17 protein-coding genes are annotated in these 16,281 nt (G+C 39.8%); 9 read left to right on the forward strand and 8 right to left on the reverse strand.

All coding sequences use genetic code 11. The annotated features are described in order from the left end of the window. Positions 1-10 precede the first annotated feature (10 nt). The 4 genes from kdpB to PGH26_RS16210 all read left to right on the forward strand — a co-directional run bounded on the left by kdpB (position 11) and on the right by PGH26_RS16210 (position 3,533). A complete protein-coding gene (kdpB, locus tag PGH26_RS13505) occupies positions 11-2,077 on the forward strand; it encodes a potassium-transporting ATPase subunit KdpB (RefSeq protein WP_323691573.1) in 2,067 nt (688 codons plus the stop codon). A 13-nt stretch (positions 2,078-2,090) separates the two neighbouring features. Continuing rightward, on the forward strand, positions 2,091-2,729 hold the full coding sequence (kdpC, locus tag PGH26_RS13510) for a K(+)-transporting ATPase subunit C (RefSeq protein WP_323691574.1): 639 nt from the start codon (positions 2,091-2,093) through the stop codon (positions 2,727-2,729). Between the two features lie 431 nt (positions 2,730-3,160). After that, the gene (locus tag PGH26_RS13515; protein ID WP_323691575.1) at positions 3,161-3,490 is read left to right on the forward strand and encodes a hypothetical protein; all 330 of its coding nucleotides are present in this window, start codon (positions 3,161-3,163) and stop codon (positions 3,488-3,490) included. Then, on the forward strand, positions 3,456-3,533 hold the full coding sequence (locus tag PGH26_RS16210) for a hypothetical protein (RefSeq protein ID WP_488803658.1): 78 nt from the start codon (positions 3,456-3,458) through the stop codon (positions 3,531-3,533). Before PGH26_RS13515 ends, PGH26_RS16210 begins: the two co-directional genes overlap by 35 nt. Positions 3,534-3,681: 148 nt before the next feature. Here the strand turns inward: PGH26_RS16210 and PGH26_RS13520 are convergent, their stop codons facing one another. Beyond that, on the reverse strand, positions 3,682-4,662 hold the full coding sequence (locus tag PGH26_RS13520; protein WP_323691576.1) for a sensor domain-containing diguanylate cyclase: 981 nt from the start codon (positions 4,660-4,662) through the stop codon (positions 3,682-3,684). Further along, positions 4,647-5,480, reverse strand: coding sequence for an alpha/beta fold hydrolase (locus PGH26_RS13525; protein ID WP_323691577.1), 834 nt, complete (start codon positions 5,478-5,480; stop codon positions 4,647-4,649). The genes PGH26_RS13520 and PGH26_RS13525 overlap by 16 nt, the downstream gene beginning before the upstream one ends. Positions 5,481-5,714: 234 nt before the next feature. Between PGH26_RS13525 and PGH26_RS13530 the strand changes: the two genes are divergently transcribed. Continuing rightward, positions 5,715-5,993 carry a YrhK family protein gene (locus tag PGH26_RS13530; RefSeq protein ID WP_323691578.1) on the forward strand — a complete coding sequence of 93 codons (279 nt, stop codon included), beginning with the start codon at positions 5,715-5,717 and terminating at the stop codon, positions 5,991-5,993. Between the two features lie 59 nt (positions 5,994-6,052). Next, entirely contained in the window at positions 6,053-6,850 is a 798-nt protein-coding gene (locus PGH26_RS13535; protein WP_323691579.1) for an arylamine N-acetyltransferase family protein, read from the forward strand. A gap of 70 nt (positions 6,851-6,920) precedes the next feature. Here PGH26_RS13535 and PGH26_RS13540 read toward each other — a convergent pair whose 3' ends face one another. Next, complete coding sequence (locus PGH26_RS13540; protein WP_323691580.1) at positions 6,921-7,769, reverse strand: helix-turn-helix domain-containing protein; 849 nt, start codon at positions 7,767-7,769, stop codon at positions 6,921-6,923. 93 nt (positions 7,770-7,862) lie between these two features. Here PGH26_RS13540 and PGH26_RS13545 point away from each other — a divergent pair, with 93 nt between their 5' ends. Further along, positions 7,863-8,015: a hypothetical protein gene (locus tag PGH26_RS13545; protein WP_323691581.1), complete on the forward strand. Its 153-nt coding sequence runs from the start codon at positions 7,863-7,865 to the stop codon at positions 8,013-8,015. A 92-nt stretch (positions 8,016-8,107) separates the two neighbouring features. On the opposite strand, the gene PGH26_RS13550 is transcribed toward PGH26_RS13545, so the two are convergent. From PGH26_RS13550 to PGH26_RS13560, 3 genes are all read right to left on the reverse strand, one after another. After that, a complete protein-coding gene (locus PGH26_RS13550; protein WP_323691582.1) occupies positions 8,108-8,824 on the reverse strand; it encodes a toast rack family protein in 717 nt (238 codons plus the stop codon). Positions 8,825-9,089: 265 nt separating this feature from the next. Then, positions 9,090-9,542 (reverse strand): Ltp family lipoprotein, encoded by a 453-nt coding sequence (locus PGH26_RS13555; protein WP_323691583.1) that lies wholly within the window; start codon positions 9,540-9,542, stop codon positions 9,090-9,092. A 447-nt stretch (positions 9,543-9,989) separates the two neighbouring features. Then, on the reverse strand, positions 9,990-10,700 hold the full coding sequence (locus PGH26_RS13560) for a restriction endonuclease FokI C-terminal domain-containing protein (RefSeq protein WP_323691584.1): 711 nt from the start codon (positions 10,698-10,700) through the stop codon (positions 9,990-9,992). Between the two features lie 282 nt (positions 10,701-10,982). Here PGH26_RS13560 and tnpB point away from each other — a divergent pair, with 282 nt between their 5' ends. Together tnpB and tnpC are read left to right on the forward strand one after the other, a co-directional pair. Further along, a complete protein-coding gene (tnpB, locus tag PGH26_RS13565) occupies positions 10,983-11,336 on the forward strand; it encodes an IS66 family insertion sequence element accessory protein TnpB (protein ID WP_323691475.1) in 354 nt (117 codons plus the stop codon). A gap of 67 nt (positions 11,337-11,403) precedes the next feature. Further along, positions 11,404-12,975 (forward strand): IS66 family transposase, encoded by a 1,572-nt coding sequence (tnpC, locus tag PGH26_RS13570; protein WP_323691474.1) that lies wholly within the window; start codon positions 11,404-11,406, stop codon positions 12,973-12,975. A 65-nt stretch (positions 12,976-13,040) separates the two neighbouring features. On the opposite strand, the gene PGH26_RS13575 is transcribed toward tnpC, so the two are convergent. Both PGH26_RS13575 and PGH26_RS13580 read right to left on the reverse strand, forming a co-directional pair. Further along, positions 13,041-13,874, reverse strand: coding sequence for a hypothetical protein (locus PGH26_RS13575; RefSeq protein WP_323691585.1), 834 nt, complete (start codon positions 13,872-13,874; stop codon positions 13,041-13,043). Between the two features lie 631 nt (positions 13,875-14,505). Further along, entirely contained in the window at positions 14,506-16,278 is a 1,773-nt protein-coding gene (locus PGH26_RS13580) for a DUF262 domain-containing protein (RefSeq protein WP_323691586.1), read from the reverse strand. Positions 16,279-16,281 lie beyond the last annotated feature (3 nt).

Consider the following 16,281-nt stretch of genomic DNA (forward strand, 5'->3'; position numbering starts at 1 on the left):
AGATACGAAAATGGAAACCACATCAAAAAAAAGTTTAATAACCGGTGAAGTTATGAAAAGTTCAATCTTAGGAGCTTTTAAGAAATTAAATCCCGTCTACATGGTGAAAAACCCGGTAATGTTTGTTGTAGAAATTGGGTTCATCTTTGTCCTTTTGTTAGCCATTTTCCCAAATTTAATGGGCGATGGTACAGGGTCACATTTACGCCTATACAATTCAATTGTCGCTGTGATTCTGCTAGTCACACTTTTATTTGCGAACTTCGCTGAATCCATCGCGGAAGGCCGGGGTAAAGCACAAGTCCAGACGCTTAAGAAAACAAAAACTGTGACAGAAGCTCGTGTACTCCTTTCTGACGGAACTCAAATAATGAAACAGGCTAATGAGCTTGTTAAAGGGGACATCGTAATCGTTCGTACGGGCGAAGTCATTCCGAATGATGGTGAAGTGATTGAAGGAATAGCAACTGTGGACGAATCGCCAATCACTGGTGAATCAGCACCCGTCGTGAAAGAAAGAGGCGGTGACTTTTCTTCAGTCACGGGTGGTACTACGGTGACAAGTGACTGGCTGAAAATTGAAATCACCTCGCTACCTGGCGAATCGTTCTTGGATAAGATGATTGCGCTTATAGAAGGTGCAAGCCGTAAAAAAACACCAAATGAAATCGCCTTAAATACGCTATTAGTCAGTTTAACGATTATATTTTTACTAGTCGTTGTCACACTTTACCCTATGACTACGTATCTGAATGTAACCATTCCAGTTGCGACACTTATTGCATTGATAGTCTGCTTAATCCCTACCACAATTGGCGGTCTGTTGTCAGCTATCGGGATTGCTGGAATGGACCGTGTCACGCAATTCAATGTCATTGCAATGTCTGGAAAAGCTGTCGAAGCTAGCGGAGATGTGGATACATTGATTTTGGATAAAACAGGAACCATCACTTATGGTAACCGGATGGCAGAAGAATTCAAACCGATAAAAGGGGTAAAAGAAATTGACCTCATTCGTGCGGCATGGTTGAGTTCTTTAAAAGACGATACACCAGAAGGAAAGTCGATTTTATCGCTTGCCGTCAAATTAAACGTCGATTCAACTGATGAGAAAAGAATTGTCGAGACCAGTGAGGATATTCCATTTTCAGCCCAGACACGCATGAGTGGACTGGATATGCAGGACGGAACAAAAATCCGAAAAGGTGCTTATGATTCTATTAAAGATCGAAGTATCGCTGCAGGCCGGGCTTTACCAAAAGATTTGGAGGAGCTAGTGCATCAAGTATCATCACTTGGCGGTACACCTCTAGTAGTGGCTGAAGACGATCACATCCTTGGCGTCATTTATTTAAAGGATATTGTAAAGCCGGGTTTGAAAGAACGTTTTGAACTGCTTAGGTCGATGGGGATTAAAACAATAATGTGTACAGGTGACAATCCGCTAACTGCCGCAACAATCGCCAAAGAAGCAGGTGTTGACGGATTTATAGCTGAAAGTAAGCCGGAAGACAAGATTAATGTGATAAAAGAAGAGCAATCGCAAGGTAAAATTGTTGCTATGACTGGTGACGGTACGAACGATGCACCCGCCTTGGCTCAGGCAAACGTTGGTATGGCTATGAATTCTGGAACAAACGCAGCGAAAGAAGCGGCGAACATGGTCGATTTAGACTCAAACCCGACCAAAATCATTGAAGTTGTGGAAATCGGAAAACAATTGCTGATGACACGCGGTGCGTTAACAACATTTAGTATCGCAAATGATGTAGCTAAATACTTCGCAATCATTCCTGCGATGTTGATGGTAGGCGTACCTGAAATGAGAGCGCTCAACATCATGCATCTAAATTCACCGACAAGTGCCATTCTCTCGGCATTGATTTTTAACGCCATCATCATTCCGCTACTGATTCCAATCGCTATGAAGGGTGTTCAATACAAACCCATGGCCGCTTCGAAATTGTTGAATCAAAACTTACTAGTTTACGGACTTGGCGGGATCATCACCCCCTTTGTTGGAATAAAACTTATCGACATGATTATCGGGCCTATTTCACAGATGACAGGACTATAGGAGGGAACTTTGTATGAAGGGATTTTTCCAATACACGAAACAGGCAATGCTCGTTACTTGTACAATGTTCGTATTATGTGGTTTGATATACCCATTTGCGGTGACAGCGGTGGCAAAAATGGTATTCAACAAGCAAGCGAATGGCAGTTTAATAGAAGTGGACGGTCAAATTGTTGGATCTGAAAAGATAGGCCAACGTTTTAATGCCCCAGAGTATTTATGGGGACGGGTATCTGCCGTGAATTACAATACCTATACAAAAGAAGATATAGTAGCTGATGTAAATGGGAAAACAGCATACAGCGGAGTCAGCTCAGGTTCGTTCAACTACGCTCCTTCCAATCCGGAACTACTAACACGAATTGAAACAGATATTGAATCTTTCTTAAAAGCGAACCCAGATGTGAAACGTGAACAAATCCCGGCAGACTTGTTGACCGCCTCTGGATCAGGTCTTGACCCACACATCAGTGTAGAGGCTGCACGCATTCAGATGAACCGCATTTCACAAGCGAGCGGTATCCCGCTGGATAAGGTTGATGCAATTGTGAAAGCCAATACAGAAGACCGAGTATTTGGGGTGTTTGGCGAAGACAATGTCAATGTTTTGGGTACGAACCTTGCAATTTATGAAATAATGAATGAGAAATAACTGATAGATGTTGGATACTTAACAATCATGTGTCGTTAAGAAATATCGTTAAAGCTTTATTTTCGTGCAGAAGACTTTACTCTTTCACAAGACCGTTAATCGAAGTAGACGATAGCAATTCCGGAGCGGAGGAATTAGCGAAGATCCTGGACTGAGCGCAGCGAGGAAATCTGCTGAGGACGAACCCTTCGGAAACATACTAACATTAGTAGCACAAACCATGGCCATGGTTTGTGCTACTATTTTTTATGGTAGAAGTGAAGCGAAGTCATGCGGACGCTGGAATCTAAGAATTTGTTTAAGGAAATCGACTCACTTCACATCCTTAGTTGAAACAGTTTAGTATGTTGAATCTTCGAGATCGTGTATAAGAAAATGGAATCGATAAGGCGCTGTGAAGGCTTCTATAAACCAAATGAGGAGGAGACATATTGAATTATGTAATTGCGTTTAACGTAAGCATGGGGAAAAGTACAATGGTCATATATGATCACAGCCAGCGTTGTTTGTATGAAGGTGAACTGAAACCTACAGCGAATGGATACAGCTGGCTCAAAGAGAATAGTAAATTCATCAAAGGACAAGCCTGCCAATTATCTGAAATTGTATTCGAAGCGACGGGTATCTTTTGGCATCGGAAGATCACTAAGTATGAAAGGATGCCCGTACGACAATACGGTAGCAGAATCGATGTTCAATGCGGTCAAAATAGAGTTCATGAAGCATATGACCTTTTCTTCTATCAGCCAGTTAGAGCGTGAACTACAGGATTATGTGAAGCTTCGTCAATTAGTTGATTTTTAAATTCCTTGGTATAGGTCTACCTTACTCGTTTTTCAGTCATGTAGATTCTCCTCATCTCTATGGTTGTATTCTACAAGACCTTAATTTTATTGTCCAAGTAAGTGTAGCCTACACAAAAAGGATAAAGGTTGCTTCACGTTGGAAGACATTACCCTATCTCCTGATAGTGAATCGAGCAATTGCGGCCATTTTCTTTCGCCCTATAAAGCGCCAAATCCGCGCAATTTAAAATAGTGACTTCTGTGTCGCTTTCTGAGAATGTAGACGCTCCAATACTCACGGTTAATCGATCGATAATTTCCCAGTTGGCATTTTCTACTGCCTTATTAAGCTTAACAGCAAGTTTAAGTGCCTCTTCAGCATTTGTTTCTGGCAGAATGATGACAAACTCTTCACCGCCCAAACGTGCTACCCGATCGTCAGGACCCATTTCTTGTGTCAGCAGTCCCGCCAGTTGAACCAGAACGCTATCGCCAGCCAGATGCCCATATGTGTCATTGACCTTTTTGAAGTGATCAATGTCCACCATCAATAACGAAAATACACTTCCCTCTTTTGTATATCGATCAATATGACGTTCCAATTCTTCCTGGAAAAAGCGTCTGTTCGAAATATTCGTCAGCTTATCTGTATTGGATAATTTCAAGAGTTCATTATTCATCTCTAAAATCTCGTTTTGCTTCCTAGCAATTTCCGCATACACTTTTTCTAGTTGAACAAATGCCTCTTCCCGGTCTTGATACGCCTTTTCAGTTGTCTTCTGAAGCGAACGCAGTTCCAGTTCATAATCGATTCGCTGTTTCATCTGGATGAACATACAGTCAATGACAGCTAGACCCTCTTGCATATACCGTCTCGCATTTAAAAGAAACGGTATGGATTCACCCGCCGCCGTTGTTAGATTGATATAAAATTCTTCCACAGAGTTATGCAGCTGTATCGTTGGAAAAAAGTACGTATGGATGAACATACGATTGACTCGCGTTAAGAAAGTCTCCATGTGCTTTCCAACCACTTCATCTTCCTCATAGCCCATCCATGTAAGGAAGCGATTATTGACTTCAAGGACACAGCCGTTTTCATCAATACTAATAAAACCGCATGGTGCTTCTTTTAACCGTTCTTCCACTGCCATTCATCCTCTTCAGTATTAATTAGAAAAAATTCTTCTATCAGTTGTCTCGTTTCTGTCGGTTTGCTCATATGAGGGTAATGACCTTTTACTTGCATAACGTGCAGCGTGCTCGCTGGCAAATGGGCATGCAAGTAGTCGCCTACTTCGATAGGCACAATGCTGTCATCCGAACATTGAATAATAAGTGTCGGCACAGTCATCGATGCTAACCCTTTGCGATGATCGGACATAAATGTCATTTCAGCAAATTCCCGTGCAATTTGAGGATCTACTGAAACAAAACTCTGCTCCATGTTTTTTGTCAGCTGAGGATCTTTCGCCGGATCCGTTACGACAGGCGCTAAATAGTTTGCCCACCCGGTAAAATTCATCTCCATCATCGTCAGCAATTCTGCAATGTCACTCGCTTCGAACCCGCCCGTATACCCTGGCTCATTGATGTAGCATGGTGATGGACCAATCATGACAAATTTCTTAAAGCATTCCGGTCTTTCAATAGCAGCGAGCATGCCGATCATTGAACTTACTGAATGCCCCACAAAATGGATGTCCTTCAATTCCAACTCGTCAATGATGTCTAAGATATCTTTCTTATAGCCATGGGCCGAACTGTACTTTTCTGATTGATAAGCGGTAATATCAGAATCCCCTGCACCCACATAATCGAAAAGTATGACCCGGTAATTCTCTGCTAAAGCAGGGGCTATGTACTGCCACATACTCTGATCGCACCCAAATCCATGAGCTAGTAGGATGGTTTGTTCACCTTTCCCTATTACCTTCACGTTATTGCGCTGCTGAATGGTTTTCATAATAATCCGCTCCTTTACTAATCTCTACCCTCATTATAGATTTAAAAGTGATTAGTTGATAGATATAGATTGAGTGAAATACTGCAAAGACAGCCTATACCGTGTCTATCGGGTTCTTTGCTAATATTTCATATGGGATTTAGGAAGTTTTTATGATTGTTTGCAGGTGCTCGTGGAAAGAAGTTCGTTTACTTGGAATTGTGAAGGGAATGAGGGAATAAGAAGGAGATGGAGATGCCTAAGCTAGTGAATAAGCAGCAAGAATATGAAGTAAAAGTCGGCAAGCATATTATTTTCTTCAATAAAAATTATCAATATATCTTTATCGTCAATGAATTACTGCTGGGATTGGAATTCGTCCTCGGCAGTGTATTCTTCTTTTTCGAATCCCTTAAGACAGCCGGAATTATTCTCTTTATAATCGGAAGCACACAGCTTTTCATAAGACCTGTGCTGAAAATTGCACATGCAGTTTCCTTAAAAATCAGTTCGCAGCATTCTTCGGAGCAATGACAGGCGAGCATTTCCAGTATACTTTAGCGTATTTTTAAATAGAAAGGACGTTACGACATATGACCGACTCATTCATTGGACAATTGAAACTGAAAGGCTCCATGCTGGAAAAAATTAGCCACGTTCAGAAGTTCTTCGCACAGCAATTCGAATTTGAGAACCTTGACGTCTTGCTGGCGAACGAAGAAACGATTTCCGAGCAATACCTTCGAGATAAAATGCTCAAACAAGGTCGCGGCGGTCTCTGTTACGAGCTTAATGGGCTGCTTTTTATCGTTCTCAGAGATCTTGGCTTCCCTGTCCGGCTCGCCGCCGCAACGATTTGGGTACAGCCGCAAGAAAGCTACGCGCTTGACCGCACGCATGTCGTCAACTTGCTTGAACACGAAAATGTATGGTATCTGATCGATAGCGGTTTTGGCAACAATCTCGCGCTGCAGCCTGTCGCATTGGATGGCGATTCCGTCACTTCACCAGCCGGTACATTCCGCTTGCGGACGGAAAAGACGGAAAAAGGCAGGATGGTTTTCGAACAGCTGACGGACAGCGGTTGGGAACGCCGTTATGGCTTGTATCCGGATGAGATTGACTGGGCGCATTTAAATCATGTGAAACAGCAGATCCACCATAGCCCGGAGTCTTCATTCAACAAAGCGTTGCTCATTGCCAAAGTGACAGACGATGGCACGTATTCCATTAACGACAAACGCTACCACAGCAAGCATAGCGGCACTGAAGAAACGCTGCCGTTTCAATCCCCGGATGAATTGCTGGAACGAGTCAGGCAGCATTCGGCGCCTGCTGTGTATGAATCAGTCAAAGAATATGTCCAGCGACAAAAATCTACCCGCGACTAAATATTAGGTATCTTCGCAACAAACCTTTGTGTTTGGTCAACCATTCATAGTTGTTTGTTGTACAGGTGCCTTATATCACCTTGACATAAAGAGAACGAAAGATATCTTCCAGCCTAACCGCATCTGCCAATCTCATCGCTTGCAGCGCTTCATTTACCATTACGGTCCCTTGCTCGACTTTCCCACTTTTTAAGTTGACTAATCCTTTTGTAAATTTCAACAGCACTCTTTCCAGGATAAAAGTTTCGTCTATAGGAAGTTCATCTAGCACAATAATGAAATCTTCAGCAACTCTCACTCGCGCTTGCTGGATACAAACCAACGTTATGTTGATTAAGGTATTAATGAGTGTTTCAAAACTTTGTCGATCCTTATGGAACAGTTCTGTCTTTCTAATAAGTTCTTTCGATAAAACAATAGACGTTTCAATAGGAAGATAAGATATGGAATTTCCGAATAACACCAAGTCAAATTGTGTCCATAATTCGGACTGAAACGAGTAATCCGTTAAATAGTTAATATCACTTTCGTTTATTTCTTTCTTATTACCAGCAAGACTTTTGAAATGAGCGTCTAATACAATCGCGGACAACTTCGAATAACTGCTGCCGGTTTCGTTAAACTGCTCCCATTCTTCACGCGCTAGTTTCTGTAAGCCTTCCGAGTCATTATTTATTACAGCTTGGGGCAGCAGCTCTAACGAAGGGACAGTGCCCTCGACTGTATTCGTTAGAAATACAAATTCCCGCATCGAAACCTTTACTTTATCCAACATATGAATTAGTTTTTCTAACGTTATATCTGCTTCAGATCGTTCAAATCTAGATATTGTGGACTTGGATACATAGTCATCCGCCAAGTTTTGTATTGTAATCCCTCTCGCTGCTCGTATCTCTTTAAAAACTTTTCCACCCTCCACTCGCACACCGCCTTTCCCTTATACGGGAATAATTCTGTACTATCAGTTTACTTATGTAATGATGATAATACAACAATACTAAGGAGGAGAATTATGCTAAAACATTTGACGTCAGTGATTGGTTATATCTTTTCGCGGATTGAGATTATTAATCCGACGAATGCTACTAAGGATGAGATGTTTAAAGAGATGAAGAAAGAGTTGCAAGAAGAGGTTGCGGAGATTAAGCAATTAAAAGGGCGATAAATACTTTCGTGCAAGAGTGAATGTATGGCAACAAAAAACTCTCTCCTTTAATAATCAGGAAGAGAGGTAAAATAATTTCATCGTTTTCTTATTCAGTTTACAAGTTTAAACTTCAAATCGCCCACTCCAACATCAACTTTCATATCAATCATAACATCACTACTCGCATAAGCATCATTCACGTAAATGCCTTTTCCTTGTGATGTAAAACCTTTCGTCTCAAGGTCTGTAATCCCTTTTGAAACGAACAGTTTGACACCAGTATCAGCGGGAAGAAGGATCGTCGCATCGCCGACTCCAAGGTCAATATCTGCCTTGAAGCTATCTTTCCAGTCCCCACTTAAATCGATGGTTGCATCGCTTACACCTGCATCGATCGATAACTGGCTGAGTTGGATACCTGATAGGTTTAGTGTCGAGTCAGAGACGCCCATTTCAATATTCAAGTTAACAGGCACCTCATTTGTCAGCTGAAGGTTCCAATCGTTACGTACGTTTCCTAACCCTGAAAGCATTTTTCCTTTTTGCTTTATGTCAGCGGTGCCGACAGTTCCTTTCTTCTTATAAGAAACTGTCGGTCTCAATTTCTTCTTATTCGTATCAACTGTGCCTCTGATCCACGCATCCTGACCATCTTTAATAGTCACATCCCCGTAACCGGTCTGTATATTGGCATTTAGTGATTTCACGTCATCTTTTTCAATTAAAATGTCACTGACCCTATTCTCCGAAAAAAACCAATTATATCCCCAAACCCCAGCAGCACCTAGTATGCCCACTGCCATTATAACTACAATAATCTTCCGCATATAGAACACCCCTTTCCCTCTGACTTCATCATATCCAATTCCTTGCACAAATTTGCCAGTCGTTTGCCTGAAATTCAAATCAAACTTAAGTCTTAGTATACTTAGATCATGCAATTAAATGGAAAGTAGTTTTTGTGTAGACTTTGTTGTCCGCTGTTTTCCTGTAGCTGTGCAAAAACTTTCAAGATTGTTTTATGAACAGGTATCTAATATCCAGGACCCTATACCATATATAAAAAGACACCCTGGATAGGATGCCTTGGTGTTACTTATCTAAGTTATCAATCGCGTATTGTGCTTGCTCTTGTGTATACTTATCACCTGCGTCTGACGTAAGTTGATTTAATAGCTCTTGGTCAGACATTGGCATTATACTTTGATAGTTTTTAGCAGCTTTTAGCGCTTGCTCGTTATAGTCTACTTTTACGTTATCTATTGCATATTGTGCTGCATCATCCGGGTACTTGTCTCCAGCTTCAGAAGTGAGTTGTTGGTATAAACTTTTCTCCGAGAATGCCATGATGTTCAAATAGTTCTGTGCAGATTTCAAAGCGTTTTTATGTTCACGCGGTACATCATCTTTCTTTTCTTCTTTCGACACCGTCACTTTTTCCGTTGTATCCGCTTTAGTAGAAACATCTTCCTTCTTATTTACTTCATTGTCGCTACACGCGGTTAATAATGATGCTGCTATTATTATAAATATTATTCGTTTCATGTTTTCCCCTCCACTTTTCAGTATACTATTATTCCCTTTTTTTAATGAACCCAATTTTTCAGACCCGCCACATAATCTCATCACTCTTGTAACCGGGTGTTCTATCTTCATTGCTTATTGCCTGGTCTTGCATGAATGGCTGCTTGACGAAGTCTATAACCATATTTTTTACTTATCAGTAAGTCAAAATGTTGATATTGTTGAGCGCTACGGTGCCCGATTAGTTTATTAAATATAGCTTGACGATACCCTTCAAATTCTTTCATTATATCAGTGTCATATTGGATAAAATTTGTAATGACGATTCATTTCTTATCTTCCAATTTAATTAGTAACTCCTTGCGTTTCAGCACCAAGTACCTGAGCACCAAGCTTTCATGTTTGTTAAAACGTTCATAACTGTTTTACACACAACGTTTCACTAACCTCCCTTAACTTTATGTCCTATCATCTTTTCCCCATACCTTTAAGCGCCCACTCCATCCGACTGAGCAACATGTTCCTCGTTAATTCCCCTGTCATATTAAACACTTGTAAGCTGAATAAAGGCTGTTTTTGATCAGAGAAGTTCTCCCACTGATCAGCCACGTATTTTAAGTCTGAAGCTTTAATTAATGCTATATCTGTATCTTCTTCAGAAAAGGCTTTTAGTTTTTGAGCCTGTGCCACTGCTTCTTTCGTATAGTCTTGAACCACGATTAAAAACAATGTAACTCTCATTTTCTCTGAACGAATGTATCTTAAAAATTGATTGAAATGATTATCGGGAAAATGGTAAGGAGCCTCTGTACTTTTATTATCCCATAAGACCACTTCCTGTTTGCTAAATGGCAATTTTCCGTCGGCATGCCTGGTACCTTCCATAGGCAGAACATCTAATCCAAATTTCCGTTCAAAAATATAACGTGTCGCTTCCTCAAAGTAATTATCTACCTCAATATCTTTATCAATCACTTTATTTACTCGGAGTGTTTTATAATCTCTAGCCGCTAATTCTTCATAAAAATCAAATAATCGAGATCTGTCATCCGTTGGATCTGAAGACATAGGTGACGATAGCATTTCATAATAATCAATGATGTTCTGAATTTTTTCTTTCTTAGTGCCACTTACTTTTGCTCCTTCTAACTTTCTCAGTACATCTGATAACTCTTTCATACTAAAAACTTTTAAAGTAAGCCCCCAATTAAATAACGCATAGGCAACGCAGCACCCCGCTTGGTACGATATTCGTATCAAACAGGAGGTGCTTTCTTTGTTTTTAAACCCTTTAACGATAGTCCCCGTTTCCTTACAACCCACCAAAAGTGAACAAACTCCAGCAAATCCAACGAAGACCTCCGGTCACTGTCAAATCAAGATTGGTAGCGCTGAAGTCACACTCCAGAATGGCGTGGATGAACGGATTATCCAAGTCATTATACGGGAGCTGATGAACCAATGAGGCAAGATTATACAGATGTTCAGAATATCTATATTGTCTGCGGAAAAACAGACATGCGAAAAGGAATTGATGGACTCGCTACACTCATTCAAGATTCCTTTGATTTAGATCCATATGGTGATTCTATTTTTCTGTTCGCAGGTGGAAAAAAGGATCGATATAAATGTCTATATTTCGATGGTGATGGTTTCGCTATGTTGTATAAAAGACTCGATGCCGGAAAACTTCAATGGCCACGTAGTGAGCGGGAAGTGAAAAATCTAACGCAGCAAGAACTTCGTTGGTTGCTCGAAGGGTTAGCTATTCAGCAGCCAAGAGCGATTGCTCCTTCATTAAAAAGCTCCTTTTAAAAACTTCTGTTCATGGGCTCCGCTATCCGGTATACTACGTTCAACAAGAAAGAAAGCGGTGAAGGAAATGGCCAATCGTACCTCTGAACAAGCATTGGAAAAAGTCATCAGTATGTTGGAAGAGCAATTGGCGCATTCCAATCAACAGAATGAACAGCAGTCCAAGCAAATCGAAAAACTAACTGAGCAGGTTCAGCACTTGACGAAGATGCTTTTTGGATCAAAATCCGAGAAATCAAGATACAATGTGCCCGACGGGCAAAGCTCTTTGTTCGATGAGGAAGAGGACCCTTTTCACGATTCTGAGCAAACAGAAGATCAAAGCCAACAGGTGATTTCTTACACTGTTGTTCGTAAAGCATCGAAGAAGAAGCGGAATGACCATTTTCATGAAGGTGTGGAAACGGAAGTTGTTCATCATTATCCTGACCTACTCACCTGTAGCTGTTGTCAAAATGATTTGGCAAGAATCGGTGGGATAGTCGTTCGAGAAGAAGCAGAATTCATCCCTGCCAAACTGAAACGTATTCAGCATATGGAGCACTCCTATGAATGCAAACACTGCAAACTAGATAGTTCTATAGCAGCCAACATCGTGCGCGGAAAGGCACCTCAACCGGTGATTCAACGGAGTCTCGCAGGTCCAAGTGTGCTAGCCAAGGTCATATCAGACAAATATAATCTTTATCTTCCTCTATATCGTCAGGTAAAAGAATGGCTTCGTCATGGGTTGGAAACGAATGATAAAAATCTATCCAACTGGGTGATCAAGGTTTCAAATGAGTGGCTATTGCCTTTATACCAACGGATGACTTCACTAGCGATGCGAAGGACTGTCCTACATGTTGACGAGACAACAGCGCAAGTGATTTATCGGCCTGATGGAAAGCCTGGGAACACGAAGGCATACAATTGGGTCTACAAAACTGTTCCCTGCCAAGGACCTGTGATGGTGCTTTTCCATAGTTCGCTATCGCGAGCACGAGAAGTTCTGAAGAACTTCCTTGGTGATTACAAAGGAACAATCATTTGTGATGGCTATTCTGCATACGGCGGTTTACCAGGTGTCACCTTTGCCAACTGTTGGGCGCATGTTCGTCGTTATTGGCTGAAAGTCGACAGTAAGAATGGTAGGATTGGCGTCGACTATTGCAATCAACTCTATCGACTTGAGAACAAATTCAGAGAAATGCGTCCTGGCAAAAGGCGACGAATGCGAAAGAAGTATTCCAAACCGATTGTGACCGCCTTTTTTAAATGGATAGAAGAAAGTCATTTCTATGGGAAGAATGCGATTGCCACTGCAACTGACTATACATTGAAAAGAAAAGATGAACTCCAACGTTTTCTTTTCGATGGGCGGATTGAAATTGATAATAATCCAGCTGAAAATGCCATCCGTCCCAATGTTCTGGGTCGGAAAAACTGGCTTTTTTCTGTCAGTGAAGCAGGTGCTCAAGCAAATGCGATCTGTTTGAGTTTGGCTGAGACTGCAAAAATCCATGGAATCGATTTCTATGCATATTTGAAAAAAGTATTAACGGATTTGCCGTCTCTTCATTTCCAGCAGACTTCTGAACTATTGGATGCTTATTTTCCGTGGTCGCCGCAAATTCAAGAAACATGTAAATTGAGATAGCCCTTCGTCTTCAAATTATTGAAGAGAAGGGCTATTTGTAGAGCATGCCGAAAGGCTGTGCTTTTTTATATTACGGGCTTACCTTTTAAAGCAGTTGAAGGTAGGATGTTATGCTTAATAATTCTTGCAACTATAGCTTCTTTTACTCCACTTACGTTAAAATCGAGGTGAAGCAAAATTTCTCTTAGCTGGCTTACACTTAAATCATTCAACAATGTTTCGTATACTTCATTTCTTAGTTCTCCACCCATTTGGTAACGTAAAACACGAGCGATATCTGTTGGAATTATGTAGTAAGAGGCATCATCTTTAAACCTTAAAATAAGTCCGCGGGTCTGCAAGTTAATTAACGACTTACTAATTTGCTGGTGCGTATGCAATACATTATTCTTTTGTGGGAATCTGCCAATTCTGCTCTCTATTAAATAATGATCGCGCTTCGTTAAATCAAGCTCTCTTCTTAACACTTCCAAAATGTTAATCTCATGCTCATTTAAAGATTCATCTTTTTTCCATGCTTCATCAAGTACCGCACTGTAGATTCTATTGACATCTTGGGGGATAAACCGATTCATGTAACTATCATCTTTACTTTGTTTCAAAATCGCCTTTTCCATGTCTTCTACCTCTTTGTAGAGATTAGCTTCTGTTAGTAAATAGCCTTCCTTTTCCATTAACGCCATTAGTATAAGTTCATTTAACAATGCTAAGTCACGTGGTTCACGACTGAAATCCAAGTAATTTTTTACACGCTCTTTGTTTTGAAACTCATCAATATTCTTCAGAATCACTTCGCGCATTTCTTCCTCTGTCTCCATGTGGACATCTTTCAAAAAGCTATCTACAATCCTTCCTAGATAAAGCTTTGACATCTTTGGTAATATATCTTGTAAATACATTTTCCATCCCCCTCATTACATTTTTGCAAGAGACAAAATTGAGTTGTATAATTAAATAGATGATAAATAATTCAGATATTTCAAATCAATTATGTCACACAAATATTGGAACATGTAAAGAATGGATGAATTTGAATTGAAAGTTTAGTAAATCTTGAATATCAAGTGTTTTATCCAAATTTTTTCAGGCTTTTTACTATATTATTTAACAAAAAACGCCAACTCCATCTTCCGGAGTCGACGTTTTTCTATTTCAGACGGATGACTTACATCATGCCGCCCGTAAGGTGAAATCGTGTAATATCATTTACGAGAGTTGCAAAAAGTGCGGTACATCAACGTTTTCGGGGTTACGTTCTGTAACATCTTTAACGGGGATTTACCGCTTTTTATGGGATTGCGTTAGCAAAATGTTAGCGATTCATGCAGATAGTCTGCACGGATGTTCACGCTCTCATGGTGTGCGGTGTGTATGTGGCAACACATTGGTGCTGGTGGGTTTAATTATTTTGGCTCAAGTTCCAGTTTATATGGAATGAAGCCACCGATATGATTTTGACGATTACTCGAAAGGACTCAATGCTACTAAGCATCAATTGTATTACTCATCATTCACGCAAGTTCCTACCTGTTATTTTTTTAGAATTCTGAACATTTCCTGTTGATGTTTTTTAGCTTTGATTTTTGTCCAAGTATCTCCGTTCGTCATTGCTTTCATAATTTTCAGCTTTAAGCTTTGACTAACAATGTAATCATATTTAATTTTACCTTCAGGAGGCATATTAGAAAACTTAGAGTTCCCTGAAACTGTAATCAAAGCCAAATTTCCAAAGCAGTTTAAATCTTCGCTATCCCATACTTCAGTAGCATCTGGATGTTGAGGATAGAAATGTTCAATTGAACTTCTGAATTGGAACTGCCAATCATCACGCAATGGTGATATTATCTCTTTTCCATCAAAACTGTAACCATCACGATAGAGCAAATAATCTAAATATGAAAATACAATTCGTTCAATTCCAAAATCACTTTGATTTCGATAATCAGAAGCAATAACTTTTTTCTTACAATATCCTTCAAGTAAACAAATCAAATTTACAGATTCATTATTTAACAATTCAGCTAATAAAAAAGTTATCCAATGCATTGTTTTTGGTGACGTATAGGTGATACGTAACGCCGATTGTAATGTTCGAAGCTGCTTATTTATGCTGTCTTCATCGCCAAATGTGCCAACGTATTTAGGCTTACTCCCTTTTTTATCAGTGTATTTTTCCAAGCGTTGAAGTGACCATTTTCCTATTTCTTTATAATCACGTGCAAATTCGCGTTTCAAAATATATTTATCAAATAAAACTCTACATTTAAGCAAATAATATAAAAACTCTTTTGCTTTTTCAGTTGTTGACCACGCCCAGGATAAATTATCTAAAAAGTTTTTATCATCTAAACTAGAATCCTCTTCTCCTAATTCACGTACTACAGCACTGACCTGAAGTAAAAAGTTTGGAAATGAAACCGTTGATTCGAATCGTTCATTTTCCATATCGGTACCTTTGCTAGGATCATTTAAATTCAATAGTTTATTTTCAACGAGTATATCCTGTAAAGTCTTCTTATCTGAATTACCTCCATCACCAGTTATCTTTTCTTTGACTGCATCGAAGCCTTGCAATTCATTTTTTAAACTAGTCCAATCATTAGTAAACAAATTCATACGCACGGATGCATCAAAATTCATCTGTACGTATGAATTCATGTCAGAACACTTTTCCCAAATCTCTGCTGCCGCCTTCTTCTCATCATCGTTCGATAAGACTTCCAGAATTTTCGCTTTCGCAATTTCATGCAATTCCAACTGTTCACCACGCGTATTCATGATTTCAAAGTAATGATTCAAATCAATATTTTGTGGTACTTGAACCCTAATCAAAAATACTTTTTTCAACTTTTTAGCGAATTCCGTTTTATCAAATTGTTTATTGTTAAAGTAGTCATTTATAATTTGAAATCCTTTGGTAATCTCTTTTGCAGTCAACTCTTCCAATAAATCATTGTCACCAGATTCACTCACAATAGCTAACGTTCTTGCGTATTTTTCACGTGCTTCAAATTTCAAAGCCTCTTTCGCGAATGGCAACCCAAGAAATCTTTCGAGAAGATAAAGAGTGGTTAATCGTTGTTGCCCATCAATCACTTCATATAGATTGTTGTCGGTTTGATTTACAATTAAATTCCCCAAAAAATAGTTCTCTTTTCCGTGACCGATTGCTCCATCAATATCCTCAATCAGCTGATCTATTTGCTTTTCTTCCCAAGCATAATTTCTTTGATAGATTGGCACTATATAATTGTATTTCATAAAAATATCATAAACAGGTATTATTTTTAAGTCACTAGCCATTCT

It is taken from the genome of Sporosarcina jeotgali (genome assembly GCF_033304595.1).
Taxonomy (GTDB): domain Bacteria; phylum Bacillota; class Bacilli; order Bacillales_A; family Planococcaceae; genus Sporosarcina; species Sporosarcina jeotgali.